The following is a 14,960-nucleotide window of genomic DNA, read 5'->3' as shown; positions in this document are numbered from 1 at the left end:
TAACATGGCAACGACTCCTGAACTCATTCACGGCTACATCAGCGCCGGCATGCAATGCACCCACCTGGAGGTGGAGGGCGACGGCCAGCATTTCCAGGCGGTGATCGTGTCCCCGGCTTTCGCAGGCAAACGCTCGATCCAGCGGCACCAGATGGTGTACGCTGTGCTTGGCGACCGCATGCGTGAGGAAATCCACGCGCTGTCGATGAAGACGTTCACCCCTGAAGAATTCGAAGGACAGTAAGACATGGACAAACTGAAGATCGTTGGCGGCAATCGCCTGAACGGCGAGATCCCCATCAGCGGTGCGAAAAATGCCGCCCTGCCGATCCTGTGCGCGGGCCTGCTCACGGCGGGCGACGTCGAACTGTCCAACGTACCGCACCTGCACGACGTGCGCACCATCCTCAAGCTCTTGCAGCAGACCGGCCTCACGGTGCAGCAGGACGGCGACAAGGTCACCCTCAACGGCTCCGGCATCAACAGCTACGAGGCGCCGTATGAGCTGGTGAAGACCATGCGCGCCTCGATCCTGGTGCTCGGCCCCCTGCTGGCGCGCTTCGGCGAAGCCAAGGTGTCGCTGCCCGGCGGCTGCGCGATCGGTTCGCGCCCGGTGGACCAGCACATCAAGGGCCTGCAGCAGCTGGGCGCCGAGATCACCGTCGAAGGTGGCTACATCTACGCCAAGTGCAAGAAGCTGAAGGGCGCGCGCGTGGTGACGGACATGATCACCGTGACCGGCACCGAGAACCTGCTGATGGCGGCCACGCTGGCCGAAGGCGAAACCATCCTGGAGAACGCCGCGCGCGAGCCGGAAGTGACCGACCTGGCCAACCTGCTGGTGGCCATGGGCGCCAAGATCAGCGGCATCGGGACCGACCGCCTGGTGATCCAGGGCGTGCCCGAGCTGCACGGCGCCAAGCACGCCGTGATCTCGGACCGCATCGAGGCCGGCACCTTCCTGTGCGCGGTCGCGGCCACCGGCGGCGACATCACGCTCACCAACACCCGCACCGACATCTTCGACGCGGCGCTGGACAAGCTGCGCGAGATGGGCGTGATCCTGACCCTGGGCCAGAACACCATCCGCGCCCAGATGGACGGCCGCCCCGGCCCGGTGAACTTCCGCACCACCGAATACCCCGGCTTCCCGACCGACATGCAGGCCCAGTTCATGGCGGTGAACACCATCGCAGCTGGCCCCAGCAACGTCACCGAGACCATCTTCGAGAACCGCTTCATGCACGTGCAGGAGCTGAACCGCCTCGGCGCGCGCATCCAGATCGAGGGCAAGACCGCCTACATCCGCGGCGTGGACCGCCTGGTGGGCGCGCCCGTGATGGCGACCGACCTGCGCGCCTCCGCGTGCCTGGTCATCGCGGGCATGGCGGCGCATGGCGAAACGCTGGTGGACCGCATCTACCACCTGGACCGCGGCTACGACCGCATGGAAGTGAAGCTGTCCAACGTGGGCGCCAACATCGTTCGTTTGAAATAAAGCCGCATCAATGGAAACCAACCAGTTGATCCTGGCCCTGTCCAAGGGCCGGATTTTCGAGGACACCGTGCCGCTGCTCGCCGAAGCGGGCATCACCGTGACCGAGAACCCGGAGACGTCGCGCAAGCTGATCCTCCCCACCAATGACCCTAACGTGCGCGTGATCATCGTGCGCGCGACCGACGTGCCGACTTATGTGCAGCATGGCGCCGCGGATTTCGGCGTGGCCGGCAAGGACGTGCTGCTGGAGCACGGCGGCGAAGGCCTGTACCAGCCGATCGACCTGGAGATCGCCAAGTGCCGCATGTCGGTCGCGGTGAAGGCAGGCTTCGATTATGCGAACGCCGTGCACCCAGGCGCGCGCCTGCGGGTGGCCACCAAGTTCATTGAAACCGCGCGCCAGCACTTCGCTTCCAAAGGTGTGCACGTGGACCTCATCAAGCTGTATGGCTCGATGGAGCTGGCGCCGCTGGTCGGCCTGTCGGACGCGATTGTCGACGTGGTCTCCACTGGCTCCACCCTGCGCGCCAACAACCTCGTGGAAGTGGAGGAGATCATGGAGATTTCGTCCCGCCTCGTCGTCAACCAGGCCGCGCTGAAGCTCAAGCGCGAACGCCTGCAGCCCATCCTTGAAGCTTTCGCCCGCGCGGCCAACCGCTCTTAAAATGCGCCGTCCCCGCGCATCGGGGACATTCGAATCATGACCATCACCATCCGCAAGCTCGATTCCACGCAGGCCGATTTCCAGCGCGACCTGCATCACCTGCTCGCTTTCGAAGCCTCCACCGACGAAGCGATCGAGCATGCGGTGACGACGATCCTGCACGATGTGAAAGCGCGCGGCGACGCAGCCGTACTCGAATACACCAACCGCTTCGACCGCGTGAACGCCACGTCAATGCAGGCGCTGGACCTGCCGCAGTCCGAGCTGAAGGCTGCCCTGCAAGCGATCCCGGAAGCGCAGCGCCAGGCCCTGGAGACCGCGGCGCAGCGTATTCGCGTGTTCCACGAGCGCCAGAAGCAGGAACTGAACGGCTTCACCTACACCGAGCCGGATGGCACGGTGCTGGGCCAGCGCGTGACGCCACTGGACCGCGTCGGCATCTACGTCCCTGGTGGCAAAGCGGCCTACCCGTCCTCAGTGCTGATGAACGCCATTCCGGCGCAGGTCGCGGGCGTACAGGACATCGTGATGGTGGTGCCGACGCCGGACGGCGTGAAGAACCAGATGGTGCTTGCCGCCGCCGCCATCGCGGGCGTCACGCGCGTGCTCACCATCGGCGGCGCACAGGCCGTGGCCGCTCTGGCCTACGGCACCGAAACGATTCCGCCAGTGGACAAGATCGTCGGCCCCGGCAACGCCTACGTGGCCGCCGCCAAGCGCCGCGTGTTCGGCGTGGTCGGCATCGACATGATCGCCGGTCCCTCCGAAATCCTCGTGCTGTGCGACGGCACCACGGATCCGGACTGGGTGGCCATGGACCTGTTCTCTCAGGCCGAGCACGACGAGCTGGCCCAGGCCATCCTGCTGTGCCCCGATGCCGAATACATCGCGAAAGTGGAAGAGAGCATCCACAAGCTGCTGCCGGATATGCCGCGCAAGGACGTGATCACCAAGTCCCTGACCGACCGCGGTGCCTTGATCAAGGTGCGCGACATGCAGGAGGCCTGCGCCATCGCCAGCGACATCGCCGCCGAGCACTTGGAAATCTCGTCCGAGAATCCGCAGCACTGGGCCGACCAGATCCGCCACGCGGGCGCGCTGTTCCTCGGCCGCTTCTCGTCCGAGTCGCTGGGCGACTACTGCTGCGGCCCGAATCACGTGCTGCCCACGTCGCGCACGGCGCGCTTCTCGTCGCCGCTGGGCGTGTACGACTTCCAGAAGCGTTCCTCGATTCTGCACGTGTCCGAAGCAGGCGCGCAGACGCTGGGCAAGGTGGCCGCCGAACTGGCCTACGGCGAGGGCCTGCAGGCCCACGCCCGCAGCGCCGAACTGCGTCTCAAGTAAGGGACGCGCGCCCATGACCACCTGGCTGAACCGGGTCTTCTGCGAGGACGCGCTGGAAGGCATCGCCCGCATTCCAGACGGCTCGATCGACTTGATCCTGACCGACCCGCCCTACAACCTGGGCAAGGACTACGGCAACGCCTCGGACCAGCAGACCGTGGCCGACTACCTGGCCTGGACCGAGCAGTGGGTGGATGCCGCGCTGCCCAAGCTGAAGCCCAACGGCAGCCTGTATATCTTCCTCACCTGGCGCTTCTCGCCGGAGATCTTCGTGATGCTCAAGCAGCGCATGACGATGATGAACGAGATCATCTGGGACCGCCGCGTGCCCTCGATGGGCGGCAGCACGCGCAGCTTCACCAGCGTGCATGACACGGTCGGCTTTTTCGTCAACCGCAAGGACTATTACTTCGACCTGGATGCCGTCCGCATCCCCTACGACGCCGAGACCAAGAAGGCGCGCTCGCGCTCCATCTTCGTCGGCGCCAAGTGGCTGGAAGTGGGCTACAACCCCAAGGACCTGTGGAGCGTCTCGCGTCTGCACCGTGAGCATTCGGAGCGCGTCGACCATCCGACCCAGAAGCCGCTGGAGATCATCGAGCGCATGGTCAAGGCCAGCTGCCCACCTGGCGGCACGGTGCTGGACCTGTTCATGGGCAGCGGCACCACGGCCGTGGCGGCCCAGCGCTGCGGGCGCAATTTCGTCGGCTTCGAGCTGAATCCGGCGTACTGCGAGATCATCGAGGCGCGCCTGGCCGAACCCGCGGCAGACGCCAAGGCACCCAAACGCAAACCGGGCCGCAAGGCCCCTGCACTCCAGGAATAACGATGTCGAACTTCGACCAACTGATCGCCAACACCATCCGTCCCGATGTCCGCGCCTTGAGCAGCTACCATGTGGCGGACAATGTGGGCTTCATCCGGCTGGACCAGATGGAGAACCCTTACGAGCTGTCCGGCCTCCTGCGCGACGAACTGGCGCACCGCCTGGCCAACGCGATGCTGAACCGCTACCCGGTGCCCTCGCCGAATGAGCTGCGCGCCAAGGTGTGCGCCAAGCTGGGCATCCCGGCGGGCTACGACGTCATGCTCGGCAACGGGTCGGACGAACTGATCTCCATCGTCATCACCGCCGTCACCAAGCCCGGCCAGCGCACCGTGGTCATGGCGCCGGTGCCCTCCTTTGTGATGTACCAGCGCTCCGCCCAGTACGCGGGTGCGGACTTCGTGGGCGTGCCGCTGAAGGAAGACTTCAGCCTCGATCGCGATGCGATGCTCAAGGCGATCGAAGAGCACAAGCCCGCCGTGGTCTTCCTGGCCTACCCCAACAACCCGACCGGCAACCTGTTCGACAAGGCCGACGTCAACGCCGTCATCGAGGCGCTGGGCGACACCGGTCTGTGCGTGGTGGACGAAGCCTACGAGCCCTTCGCGCAAACGAGCTACATGGGCCGCCTGCCGCGCTACCCGAACCTGATCGTGATGCGCACGCTGTCCAAGCTGGGCCTCGCCGGCATCCGCCTCGGCTACATGAGCGCCGCGCCGCAGCTGCTGGCCGAATTCGACAAGGTGCGCCCGCCCTACAACGTCAACATCCTGACCCAGACGGCCGCCGCCTTCGCCCTGGACCACCTGGAAGAGTTGAACGCCCAAGCCCGCGCCATCAACGCCGAGCGCCCGAAACTGGCCGCCGCGCTGGCGGAGCTGCCGGGGGCCACCGTGTTCCCCGCCGCTGGCAACTTCATCCTGTTCCGCGTGCCGGACGCCGAGCGGGCCACCGCGAAGTTGCTGGCAAATCGGATACTCGCGAAAAATTTAAGTAAAATGCATCCGTTGCTGACCAACTGCATCCGCGTGACTGTCAGCACTCCCGAGGAGAACGCGGCCTTCCTCTCCGCCCTCCAAGCCCCGGACCAATCATGAACCGCACCGCCGACATCACGCGCAATACCTCCGAGACGCAGATCCGCGTCGCCCTCAACCTGGACGGCACCGGCCAGCAGAAGCTCAATACCGGCGTGCCCTTCCTGGACCACATGCTGGACCAGATCGCCCGCCACGGGCTGATCGACCTGGAAGTGGAAGCCAACGGCGACCTGCACATCGACGCGCACCACACCGTCGAAGACACCGGCATCACACTCGGCATGGCGGTGGCCAAGGCGATCGGCGACAAGAAGGGCATCCGCCGCTATGGCCATGCCTACGTGCCGCTGGACGAGGCGCTTTCGCGCGTAGTGATCGACTTTTCCGGCCGCCCGGGCATCGAGATGCACGTGCCCTGGACCCGCGCCATGATCGGCACCTTCGACGTGGACCTGACGCTGGAATTCTTCCGCGGCTTCGTCAATCACGCGGGTGTCACACTGCACATCGATAATCTGCGCGGCACCAACGCGCACCACCAGTGCGAGACGGTGTTCAAGGCCTTCGGCCGCGCGCTGCGCATGGCGTCCGAGCTCGACGCGCGCGCCGCCGGCACCATCCCGTCGACCAAGGGCGCCCTGTAACTCTGATCTCACGCCCACTGCGATGACCAACAAGATAGTAGTAGTCGACTACGGCATGGGGAATTTGCGCTCGGTGGCGCAAGCCCTGCGCGCAGTCGCACCCGAGGCGGACGTGCTGATCTCCGGCATAGTTGCCGATATCGACAGCGCGGACCGCATCGTCCTGCCGGGCCAGGGCGCCATGCGCGACTGCATGGCCTCCCTGCGCGCCTCCGGCGTCGAAGATGCGCTGCTCAAGGCCGCAAAACAAAAGCCCATGATGGGCGTGTGCGTCGGCGAGCAGATGCTGTTCGACGAAAGCGAAGAAGGCGGCGGTACGCGCGGCCTGGGCCTCTTGCCCGGCCGCGTGGTGCGCTTCCAGCTCGAAGGCCGCACGCAGCCGGACGGCTCGCGTTTCAAGGTCCCGCAGATGGGCTGGAACCGCGTGCACCAGAGCCGTGCGCATCCGCTGTGGGAAGGCCTGCAGGACGACGCCTACTTCTACTTCGTGCACAGCTACTATGCGCAGCCCGCCGATCCGAATGACGTGATCGGCGAGACCGATTACGGCGGCATGTTCTGCTGCGCGGTCGCGCACGGGAACATCGTCGCCACCCAATTCCACCCCGAGAAGAGTGCCAAGGCCGGCCTCACGTTGTACAAAAACTTCGTTCACTGGAACCCCTGACCATCATGCTGCTCATTCCTGCCATCGACCTCAAGGACGGTCATTGCGTTCGCCTGAAACAGGGCGACATGGAAAATGCCACCGTCTTCTCCGAAGACCCCGCCGAAATGGCGCTGCATTGGCTCAAGCAGGGCGCCCGCCGCCTGCACCTGGTGGACCTGAACGGCGCGTTCGCGGGCAAGCCGAAGAACGAGGCGGCCGTGAAGTCCATCCTGCAGGTGGTGCAGTCGTACGCCGAAGAGAACGACATCGAGGAGATCCCCGTGCAGCTGGGCGGCGGCATCCGCGACCTGGACACCATCGAGCGCTATCTCGATGACGGCATCACCTACATCATCGTCGGCACCGCGGCGGTGAAAAATCCCGGCTTCCTGCACGACGCCTGCGGCGCTTTCCCGGGCTCCATCATCGTCGGCCTGGATGCCAAGGACGGCAAGGTCGCCACCGATGGCTGGTCCAAGATGTCCGGCCACGAGGTGATCGACCTGGCGCAGAAGTTCGAGCAGTACGGCGTGGAGTCCATCGTCTACACCGACATCGGCCGCGACGGCATGATGGGCGGCGTGAACATCGACGCCACGGTCAAGCTGGCGCGCTCGGTGCGCGTGCCGATCATCGCCTCCGGCGGCGTCCACACCATCAAGGACGTGGAAGCCCTGTGCGCGGTGGAAGACGAAGGCATCGAAGGCGTGATCTGCGGCCGCTCGATCTACGAAGGCACGCTCAATCTCGCGCAGGCGCAGGACCGTGCGGACGAACTGACCGCGGAAGCGTAAGACAGAGAATGCTCGCCAAACGCATCATCCCCTGCCTGGACGTGACCGATGGCCGCGTGGTCAAGGGCGTCAACTTCACCGAGCTGCGCGACGCCGGCGATCCGGTCGAAATCGCGGCCCGCTATGACGAGCAGGGTGCGGACGAAATCACCTTCCTCGACATCACCGCGTCCTCAGATGGCCGGGACCTGATCCTGCACATCATCGAGGCGGTGGCGTCCAAGGTCTTCATCCCGCTGACCGTGGGCGGCGGCGTGCGCAAGGTGGAAGATGTGCGCCGCCTGCTGAACGCGGGCGCGGACAAGGTCTCCATGAACACCAGCGCCGTCACCAACCCGCAACTGGTGTTCGACGCCTCGCAGAAGCATGGCTCGCAGTGCATCGTGGTCGCCATCGACGCCAAGCAGACGGCGCCCGGCAAGTGGGAAGTCTTCACCCACGGTGGCCGCAACAACACGGGCCTGGATGCGGTCGAGTGGGCACGCAAGATCGAATCGCTGGGGGCGGGCGAGATACTCCTCACCAGTATGGACAAGGACGGCACCCGTTCGGGCTTCGACCTGGGCCTGACGCGCGCCGTGTCGGATGCGGTGAACATCCCCGTGATCGCCTCCGGCGGCGTGGGCGGCCTGCAGGACCTGGCCGACGGTGTCAAGATAGGCCACGCGGACGCGGTGCTCGCGGCCAGCATCTTCCACTTCGGGAAGCACACGGTGCAGGAAGCCAAGCGCTTCATGGCCGCGCAGGGCATCCCGATGCGGATGGAGGGCGCATGACCACCTCCGCCTGGCTCAAGAAGATCAAGTGGGACGAGCATGGCCTCGTGCCGGTGATCGCGCAGGAAGCGGCCACCGGCGACATCCTGATGTTCGCCTGGATGAACCGCGAGGCGCTGGAGCGCACCGTGGCCACCGGTGAGGCGGTGTACTGGAGCCGCTCGCGCAAGAAGCTGTGGCACAAGGGCGAGGAGTCCGGCCACGTGCAGACCGTGCGCGAGATCCGGCTGGACTGCGACGAGGACGTGGTGCTGCTCAAGATCGAGCAGAAGGGCGGCATCGCCTGCCACACCGGGCGCCATTCCTGCTTCTTCCAGAAATACGAAAACGGGGACTGGCAGACCGTCGAGCCGGTACTGCAGGACCCGGACACCATCTATTCGAAATCGAAACCCTCATGAGCGACACCTTCAACCGCCTGGCCGCGACCATCGAGACGCGCAAGCTGGACAGCGGCGGCAATCCCGATACCTCCTACGTCTCGCGCCTGTTCGCCAAGGGCGACGACGCCATCCTCAAGAAGATCGGCGAAGAAGCCACCGAGACCGTGATGGCCGCCAAGGATGCACGCGTGTCCGGCGACGTCTCCGGCGTGATCTACGAGACCGCCGACCTGTGGTTCCATTCGCTCATCATGCTGGCGCAGTTCGGCATCACGCCGCAGCAGGTGATGGACGAGCTGGACCGCCGGGCGGGCACCTCGGGCATCGAGGAAAAGGCCGCCCGCAAGGACGTGCTGCGCGACGCCCACGAATCGGACAAGCGCTAAGGAACCAGCCAAATGGATAACTGCCTGTTCTGCAAGATCGCCTCCCGCAAGATTCCGTCGTCCATCGTGTACGAAGACGACGACCTGTTGGCCTTCAAGGACATCAACCCGGCGGCCCCGGTGCACCTGCTGATCATTCCGAAGATGCACATCGCCACCCTGTCCGAGGCCGAACCGGCGCACCACGACGTGCTGGGCAAGATGCTGGCGCTGGTGCCCAGGCTGGCGCACGACCATGGCATCGAGGTGAAGTACGACGCCCAGGGCAACCCGACCGGCGGCTTCAAGACGCTCATCAATAGCGGGCCCGATGGCGGACAGGAGGTTTACCACCTGCATCTGCACCTCTACGGTGGCCCGCGCCCATGGCGTGGCCAGCATTGAATATTGCAGTGAGCGACCCCACCAAGGGTATACTGACGGTTATTCGGCGGCCTTCCCGCTGCGCAAGGAGATAATGATGGGTTCGATGAGTATTTGGCACTGGCTGATCGTGCTGGTTGTGGTGATGCTGATTTTCGGCACCAAAAAGCTCGGCAACATCGGTTCCGACCTCGGCAAGGCCGTCAAGGGCTTCAAGGACGGCGTGAAGGGCGATGAAGAGAATCCGAACGCACCGGCCCAGCCGATTCCCCCCTCGCAAGTGAGCGTGGACAAGACCACCATCGACGTGGAAGCACGCGACAAATCGAAGCTCTGAGCCGTGCTCGCTTCCAGGCTTACGGCGGTGATGCCTGACCCGCAATGATCGATCTTGGCCTTTCGAAACTCGCCATCATCGGCGTGGTTGCCCTTGTCGTCATCGGCCCCGAGCGCCTGCCCAAGGTGGCGCGCATGGCCGGGACGCTGTACGGCCGCGCCCAGCGCTACCTGCATGACGTAAAGTCCGAAGTCTCGCGCGAGATGGAGCTGGAAGAGCTGCGCAACCTGCAGAAGGAAGTCAGCGAAACGGCCCAGCAGTTCAAGTCGGATGTGGAAAACACCATCCAGCAGAACCTGGACGACGTCAATGCCGCCTGGCATGGCCACAGCAGCGAAGCGCGCGGCCCGGCCACGGTGGAAAGCGTTGAGCGCAAGGCCAAGGAGTTCCGGCGCAAGAAGCTGGTGCGCAGCTCGGCCATTCCGGCCTGGTACAAGAGCCGCCACGGCGGCAAGGCGCATGTCATGTCCGGTGCGGCACGCGTCAAGAAATTCCGGCCGGGCTCCTCCTCGAAAGTTTCATTCTTCTGATGGCCGACCAACAGAATTCCAGCGGCGGCGAAGAAACCTTCATCTCCCACCTGATCGAGCTGCGCGACCGGCTGGTGCGCGCCTGCCTCGGCATCCTGGTGGTGTGCGTGGCCCTGCTGGTCTACCCCGGCCCCGCGAAAATCTACGACATCCTGGCCGCGCCGATGCTGGCCGCGCTGCCCGCGGGCTCCAAGATGATCGCCACCGGCGTGATCGCGCCCTTCCTGGTGCCGATGAAGGTGACGCTGGCGATCGCCTTCGTGCTGTCGCTGCCGTGGGTGTTCTACCAGATCTGGGCCTTCGTGGCGCCCGGCCTGTACGCGCACGAGAAGCGGCTGGTGCTGCCGCTGGTTCTGTCCTCTTCGCTGCTGTTCATCGGCGGGGTGGCGTTCTGCTATTTCTTCGTGTTCGGGCGGGTCTTCCACTTTATCGGGGACTTTGCGCCGACGTCCATCGCCGTTATGCCGGACATCGAGAACTATCTCGACTTCGTGCTCTCCATGTGCCTGGCCTTCGGCGCCACCTTCGAGGTGCCGGTGGTGGTCGTGATCCTGGTACGCATGGGGATCGTCAGCGTGGCCAAGCTCAAGGAAATCCGGCCCTACGCCATCGTGGGCGCCTTCGTGATCGCGGCCATCGTCACCCCGCCGGACGTGGTCAGCCAGCTGTCGCTGGCGCTGCCGATGTGCGCCCTTTTCGAACTGGGCATCATCATGGCGCCGATCTTCGTGCGCGCCACCCGGGCGCCGGAAGAAGCCAGCTGACGCGCGCCGCGGCCCGTGCGTTTGCCCACGGCCGCGCTTTCGGATAGATTGACGTTTTGTCCAGCGAGATTTTGCGTCCCCGCCTACCGTCCATGTCCGACCGCCGTACCCTGCAGCGCATCACGTCGAGCTTCATCGTCAGCGCCACCTGCGTGCTGGCGCTGCTCTACTACGGGCGCGGCGTGCTCCAGCCGCTGGTGCTGGCGGCCATCCTCAGCCTGGTCATCGCACCGCTGATCCGCAGCTTCAACCGGGTCGGGCTCAAGGCCTTGCCGGCCACCCTGCTGTCGGTGCTGCTGGTGGGCAGCTGCCTGGTGGCGGTGAGCGTGATCCTGGCGACCCAGCTGGTGTCCGTCACGCGCGACCTGCCCCAGTACCGCGCGGCCATCAAGAGCAAGGTCGAGAAGGTCCGCGAGATCACCGAGAAGCCGTTCGCGCGGCTGGAAGCCGAGCTGACCGCGCTCACGCCGCCGTCGGCGGATGCCAAGTCCCGTCAGGGCCTGTCCGCCGCTGCGGCCCGCACCCAGCCGATTCCGGTCGAGATCCGCCAGCCGGGCCTCTCCACGCGCCAGGCCGTGGCCTGGATGTTCGCGGTGGCGTGGGGGCCGCTGGGCGAGGCGGGCCTGGTGCTGGTGCTGCTCGTGTTTATCCTGCTGGAGCATGAATCGCTGCGCGACCGCGTGGTGCAGCTGGCGGGGCAGACGGAGGTCAGCCGCACGCTCAAGACCCTGGGCGATGCGGCGCAGGGCGTGTCCCGCTTCTTCTTCTCGCAGTTCATCGTCAACCTCACCTTCGGCACCGTGGTGGCGGTGGTGCTGTGGGGGCTTGGCGTGCCGCATGCGGCGCTGTGGGGCGCGCTCTCCGGCATGCTGCGCTTCGTGCCCTATTTGGGCGTGATGGCGGCAGGCGCGTTCATCGCGCTGTTCGTGGCCGCCATCGATCCGGGCTGGACGCTGCCGCTGGTGTGCATGGCGGTATTCGTGGCGCTGGAGCTGGCGGTGGCCAACATCATCGAGCCCAAGGTGTACGGGCACAGCTCCGGGCTATCGCCGCTGGGCGTGATCGTCTCCGCGATTTTCTGGGGCGCGCTGTGGGGTCCGGTTGGCCTGCTGCTGTCCACGCCCCTCACGCTGTGTCTCGTGGTGGCCGGGCGCCACCTGCCGGCGCTGGAGCCGATCACGATCCTGTTCGGCGATGCGCCCAGTGTGAGCGGCTCGCAGCGCTTCTACCAGCGCGTGCTGGCGGCGGATCTGGATTCCATCATTCACGATGCGCGCCAGTTCCTGCGCAAGTGCAGCTTCGCGCGCTACTGCGACCAGATCCTGTTGCCGGGCCTCGCGCTGGCGACGGCCGAACGGCGCAGCGGCCGGATCGAAGAAATCCAGCAGGCCCGCCTGCGCGGCGCCATCGTGGCGCTGGCGGAAACGCTGGCGCCGGTCTGCGACAGCGGGCCGCGCAACCGGCGCCGCCAGGTGTCGCTGCTCGATGCGAACGTGGGCGCGCACCTGCGCAAGATGCGCGAGGAACGCCTGGGCCGCTGGCAAGGCTCGCTGGACGTGCCGGCCCATTCCGTGGTGCTGTGCGCGGGCCTGGCCAATGAGCGGGACGACGTGCTGGCCGAGCTGCTGGTGCGCTCCCTGCGCGCCGCCCGCATCGACGCGCGCAGCCTGTCGATGGGCGGCGGCGACCAGGAAACGCCGGATGGAAAGGAGGACCTGGTGTCCACCGTGTTCCTGGTCTATCCGCTGGAAGAGCACTACGAGCAGTGGCTGGGCCACGTGCGCGACCTGCGCGCCAACCTGGCGCATGCGCTGCTGGTGACGGTCCGCCTGCCGTTCGACGAGAACGCGGTCAAGCTGTCGTCCGTCGAAAAGCAGATGGACATGATCCTGCGCTCATACGAGGAGGCCCTGGCCTTCGTCACCCCCGAGCGCAGCCCGCGCGGCCAGCCGCTGCCCGAGCAGATCGGGCGCGCGGCGTGACGCCGTAGTTTATTGCGCCGTCATCAGCTCCCGGATCACGCGCACCGGGGCGTTGCCGTAGCTGAGGAACTGTTCGTTGAAGTCCTTCAGGTTGAAGCGCCCGCCGAGGGCCTGCTTGCGCTGCTCGCGCAAGTCCATGATGTCGCTGTAGCCGCTGAAGTAGCTGGTCAGCTGCACCGACGTGACCTGCACGCGGTGCCATTTCTCGACCGCCTCGGCCTGGGTCTGGAATGCCTGGCGCGTCAGCAGGTCCACGGCCTGCGGCTCGGTCATGCCCAGCACGTGGACGTTGTAGTCGAGGATCACATTGGTGACGGTGCGCAGGTTCCACTTGCAGTACATGAGCCACATCTCCGGCGCGGCGTCGCCGTAGCCGCTCTCCATCATCATGCGCTCGCCGTACACGGCCCAGCCCTCAACCATCGCGCCATTTCCGAACAGCGCCTTGACGATGGAGGGCGATTTGTTCGCATACACCAGCTGCGCGTAGTGGCCGGGGATGGCCTCGTGCATGTTGAGCACCTGCAGGATCCAGGTGTTGTACTCGCGCAGGGTGCTCTCGGCCTGCTCGGGCGTGAGGCCGTCCAGCGGCGTCACGTTGTACCAGGTGCGGTCCTGCGGGCGGTACGGGCCCGGGGCCTCGATGGAGGCACCGGCCACGCCGCGCTCGTACACGGGCGTCTCGCGCACCACCAGCGGCTTGCTCGCGTCGAGCGTGAGCAGGTTGTGCGCGTTGACGTACTCCTGCAGCTGCGGGATCTGGCGCCGGATCTCGGCGAAGAAGTCCTCGCGCTTGACGTGGTTCACTGAGAGCTTGTCGATCACCATGCCGATCTTCTGCAGGCGGTCGGCGGGCTTGGGCTGCGCGCCCATGGTCTTGTCCCACAGCTGGTCGGACAGCGCGTCCATGCGCGTCAGCAGCTCGTCGCGCGCGGCGAGGGCTTTCTGGTAGGTCTGCTCGGCGCTGCTGGCGGACTGGATGTCGTACTTGAATTTCTGCTCGTAGACGTCGCGGCCGATGCGGAACGGACGCGCGGTACCGGCAGCCATCTGCTGCTGATCCAGTGCGGTGAGGAAGCTCACGTAGCCATCGATGGCAGCGCGCGCGGCGGCCAGGCGCTGCTTGAACAGGGTGCGTTCAGCGGGCGTCAGCTGGGTCGACTCGTTGACGTTCTTTTCGATGTCGTTCAGGACCGACTGGTTGCCCGGCGCCTGGCGGATCGCGAGCTGGGTGTGTTCGTGGGTCGGGTTGACGATCGCTGCCTGCGCGGCCTGGTAGTACGCAGGGACCTTGTCCAGTCGCTTGAGGAGGGTGCGCAGGCGCTGCGGGCGGCCTGCGTACTTGGTGTTGAGGATGAAGTCGAGCGGCGCGGCGATGCTGTAGCTGGCCGGGTTCCACTCGTATTCCTTGAAAGTGGTGAGGTACCACTGGTCGGCATCGAGCTTGTTGAGCAGCAGGCCGAGGTCCGTGCGCTGGCGGACCGACAGGTCGGAGGCTTTCACGGCGCCGAACTTGCCGCGCCATTCGCCGATGAAGGCCAGCATGGCGTCGCGGTGGGCCTTGTCGGGGACCGTCATCAGGGCGGCGGTGTCGAACTTGCCCGCGAGGACCGCGTCTTCGGGCGCGATGCGCCACAGGGCGTTCAGGAACTGCACGGTGAGGGTGTCGAAGGCCTTGTCCTGGCGGCGCTCGGACACCGCTGGCGCGGCGGGAGCGGCGGCGCGGGCGACCGGTTTGGCGGCGGCCTTCGGTGCGTTCTTCGGTACGTTTTTCGGCGCTGGTTTGCGGGCCGGCGCGGACTTGGACGTCTTCGCCTTGCCGGACTTCTGCGGCTTGGCATCCACCGGCGCCAGCGAGGAGAGCGCAAATGCCGACAGCACCAGGGCCAGCGCGGCTTTCGTTTTCATCATCTTGATGTTCCTATGTCTTTACTTCTGAAGCACAAAGCGAGGGGCGTCAGGTTAGCACTAAACAGTCAG

At 65.7% G+C, this 14,960-nt stretch carries 18 protein-coding genes; 17 read left to right on the top strand and 1 reads right to left on the bottom strand.

Annotated elements, in window-relative coordinates; genetic code table 11:
• Window positions 1–4 precede the first annotated feature (4 nt).
• The 17 genes from E4L96_RS22495 (at window position 5) to E4L96_RS22415 (ending at window position 12,980) form a co-directional block, all read left to right on the top strand.
• Window positions 5–244 carry a BolA family protein gene (locus E4L96_RS22495; RefSeq protein ID WP_135209462.1) on the top strand — a complete coding sequence of 80 codons (240 nt, stop codon included), beginning with the start codon at window positions 5–7 and terminating at the stop codon, window positions 242–244.
• Between the two features lie 3 nt (window positions 245–247).
• The gene (gene murA / locus E4L96_RS22490; protein ID WP_135209461.1) at window positions 248–1,498 is read left to right on the top strand and encodes a UDP-N-acetylglucosamine 1-carboxyvinyltransferase; all 1,251 of its coding nucleotides are present in this window, start codon (window positions 248–250) and stop codon (window positions 1,496–1,498) included.
• Between the two features lie 10 nt (window positions 1,499–1,508).
• Entirely contained in the window at window positions 1,509–2,162 is a 654-nt protein-coding gene (gene hisG, locus E4L96_RS22485) for an ATP phosphoribosyltransferase (protein ID WP_135209460.1), read from the top strand.
• A 36-nt stretch (window positions 2,163–2,198) separates the two neighbouring features.
• Entirely contained in the window at window positions 2,199–3,506 is a 1,308-nt protein-coding gene (hisD, locus tag E4L96_RS22480) for a histidinol dehydrogenase (protein ID WP_135209459.1), read from the top strand.
• Between the two features lie 13 nt (window positions 3,507–3,519).
• The gene (locus E4L96_RS22475; RefSeq protein WP_135209458.1) at window positions 3,520–4,332 is read left to right on the top strand and encodes a DNA-methyltransferase; all 813 of its coding nucleotides are present in this window, start codon (window positions 3,520–3,522) and stop codon (window positions 4,330–4,332) included.
• 2 nt (window positions 4,333–4,334) lie between these two features.
• On the top strand, window positions 4,335–5,429 hold the full coding sequence (gene hisC / locus E4L96_RS22470; RefSeq protein WP_135209457.1) for a histidinol-phosphate transaminase: 1,095 nt from the start codon (window positions 4,335–4,337) through the stop codon (window positions 5,427–5,429).
• Window positions 5,426–6,016, top strand: coding sequence for an imidazoleglycerol-phosphate dehydratase HisB (gene hisB, locus E4L96_RS22465; RefSeq protein WP_135209456.1), 591 nt, complete (start codon window positions 5,426–5,428; stop codon window positions 6,014–6,016). Before hisC ends, hisB begins: the two co-directional genes overlap by 4 nt.
• 22 nt (window positions 6,017–6,038) lie before the next feature.
• Window positions 6,039–6,683, top strand: coding sequence for an imidazole glycerol phosphate synthase subunit HisH (gene hisH / locus E4L96_RS22460; RefSeq protein ID WP_135209455.1), 645 nt, complete (start codon window positions 6,039–6,041; stop codon window positions 6,681–6,683).
• 5 nt (window positions 6,684–6,688) lie between these two features.
• On the top strand, window positions 6,689–7,459 hold the full coding sequence (gene hisA / locus E4L96_RS22455) for a 1-(5-phosphoribosyl)-5-[(5-phosphoribosylamino)methylideneamino]imidazole-4-carboxamide isomerase (RefSeq protein WP_135209454.1): 771 nt from the start codon (window positions 6,689–6,691) through the stop codon (window positions 7,457–7,459).
• Between the two features lie 8 nt (window positions 7,460–7,467).
• Window positions 7,468–8,235, top strand: coding sequence for an imidazole glycerol phosphate synthase subunit HisF (gene hisF / locus E4L96_RS22450; RefSeq protein WP_135209453.1), 768 nt, complete (start codon window positions 7,468–7,470; stop codon window positions 8,233–8,235).
• Complete coding sequence (gene hisI, locus E4L96_RS22445) at window positions 8,232–8,636, top strand: phosphoribosyl-AMP cyclohydrolase (protein WP_135209452.1); 405 nt, start codon at window positions 8,232–8,234, stop codon at window positions 8,634–8,636. Before hisF ends, hisI begins: the two co-directional genes overlap by 4 nt.
• Window positions 8,633–9,004 carry a phosphoribosyl-ATP diphosphatase gene (locus E4L96_RS22440; protein WP_135209451.1) on the top strand — a complete coding sequence of 124 codons (372 nt, stop codon included), beginning with the start codon at window positions 8,633–8,635 and terminating at the stop codon, window positions 9,002–9,004. The genes hisI and E4L96_RS22440 overlap by 4 nt, the downstream gene beginning before the upstream one ends.
• A 12-nt stretch (window positions 9,005–9,016) precedes the next feature.
• Complete coding sequence (locus tag E4L96_RS22435) at window positions 9,017–9,388, top strand: histidine triad nucleotide-binding protein (RefSeq protein ID WP_135209450.1); 372 nt, start codon at window positions 9,017–9,019, stop codon at window positions 9,386–9,388.
• Window positions 9,389–9,464: 76 nt separating this feature from the next.
• On the top strand, window positions 9,465–9,704 hold the full coding sequence (tatA, locus tag E4L96_RS22430; protein ID WP_135209449.1) for a Sec-independent protein translocase subunit TatA: 240 nt from the start codon (window positions 9,465–9,467) through the stop codon (window positions 9,702–9,704).
• Between the two features lie 44 nt (window positions 9,705–9,748).
• Window positions 9,749–10,234, top strand: coding sequence for a Sec-independent protein translocase protein TatB (gene tatB, locus E4L96_RS22425; RefSeq protein ID WP_135209448.1), 486 nt, complete (start codon window positions 9,749–9,751; stop codon window positions 10,232–10,234).
• A complete protein-coding gene (gene tatC, locus E4L96_RS22420) occupies window positions 10,234–10,998 on the top strand; it encodes a twin-arginine translocase subunit TatC (protein ID WP_135209447.1) in 765 nt (254 codons plus the stop codon). Before tatB ends, tatC begins: the two co-directional genes overlap by 1 nt.
• A gap of 92 nt (window positions 10,999–11,090) precedes the next feature.
• Window positions 11,091–12,980 (top strand): AI-2E family transporter, encoded by a 1,890-nt coding sequence (locus tag E4L96_RS22415; protein ID WP_135209446.1) that lies wholly within the window; start codon window positions 11,091–11,093, stop codon window positions 12,978–12,980.
• A gap of 9 nt (window positions 12,981–12,989) precedes the next feature.
• Here the strand turns inward: E4L96_RS22415 and E4L96_RS22410 are convergent, their stop codons facing one another.
• Window positions 12,990–14,891: a DUF885 domain-containing protein gene (locus E4L96_RS22410; RefSeq protein WP_135209445.1), complete on the bottom strand. Its 1,902-nt coding sequence runs from the start codon at window positions 14,889–14,891 to the stop codon at window positions 12,990–12,992.
• Window positions 14,892–14,960: the final 69 nt, after the last annotated feature.

Origin of the sequence: Zemynaea arenosa, from assembly GCF_004614185.1 — a bacterium.
GTDB classification, from domain to species: Bacteria; Pseudomonadota; Gammaproteobacteria; order Burkholderiales; family Burkholderiaceae_D; genus Telluria; species Telluria arenosa.
This window is presented reverse-complemented; position numbering and strand designations above follow the sequence as displayed.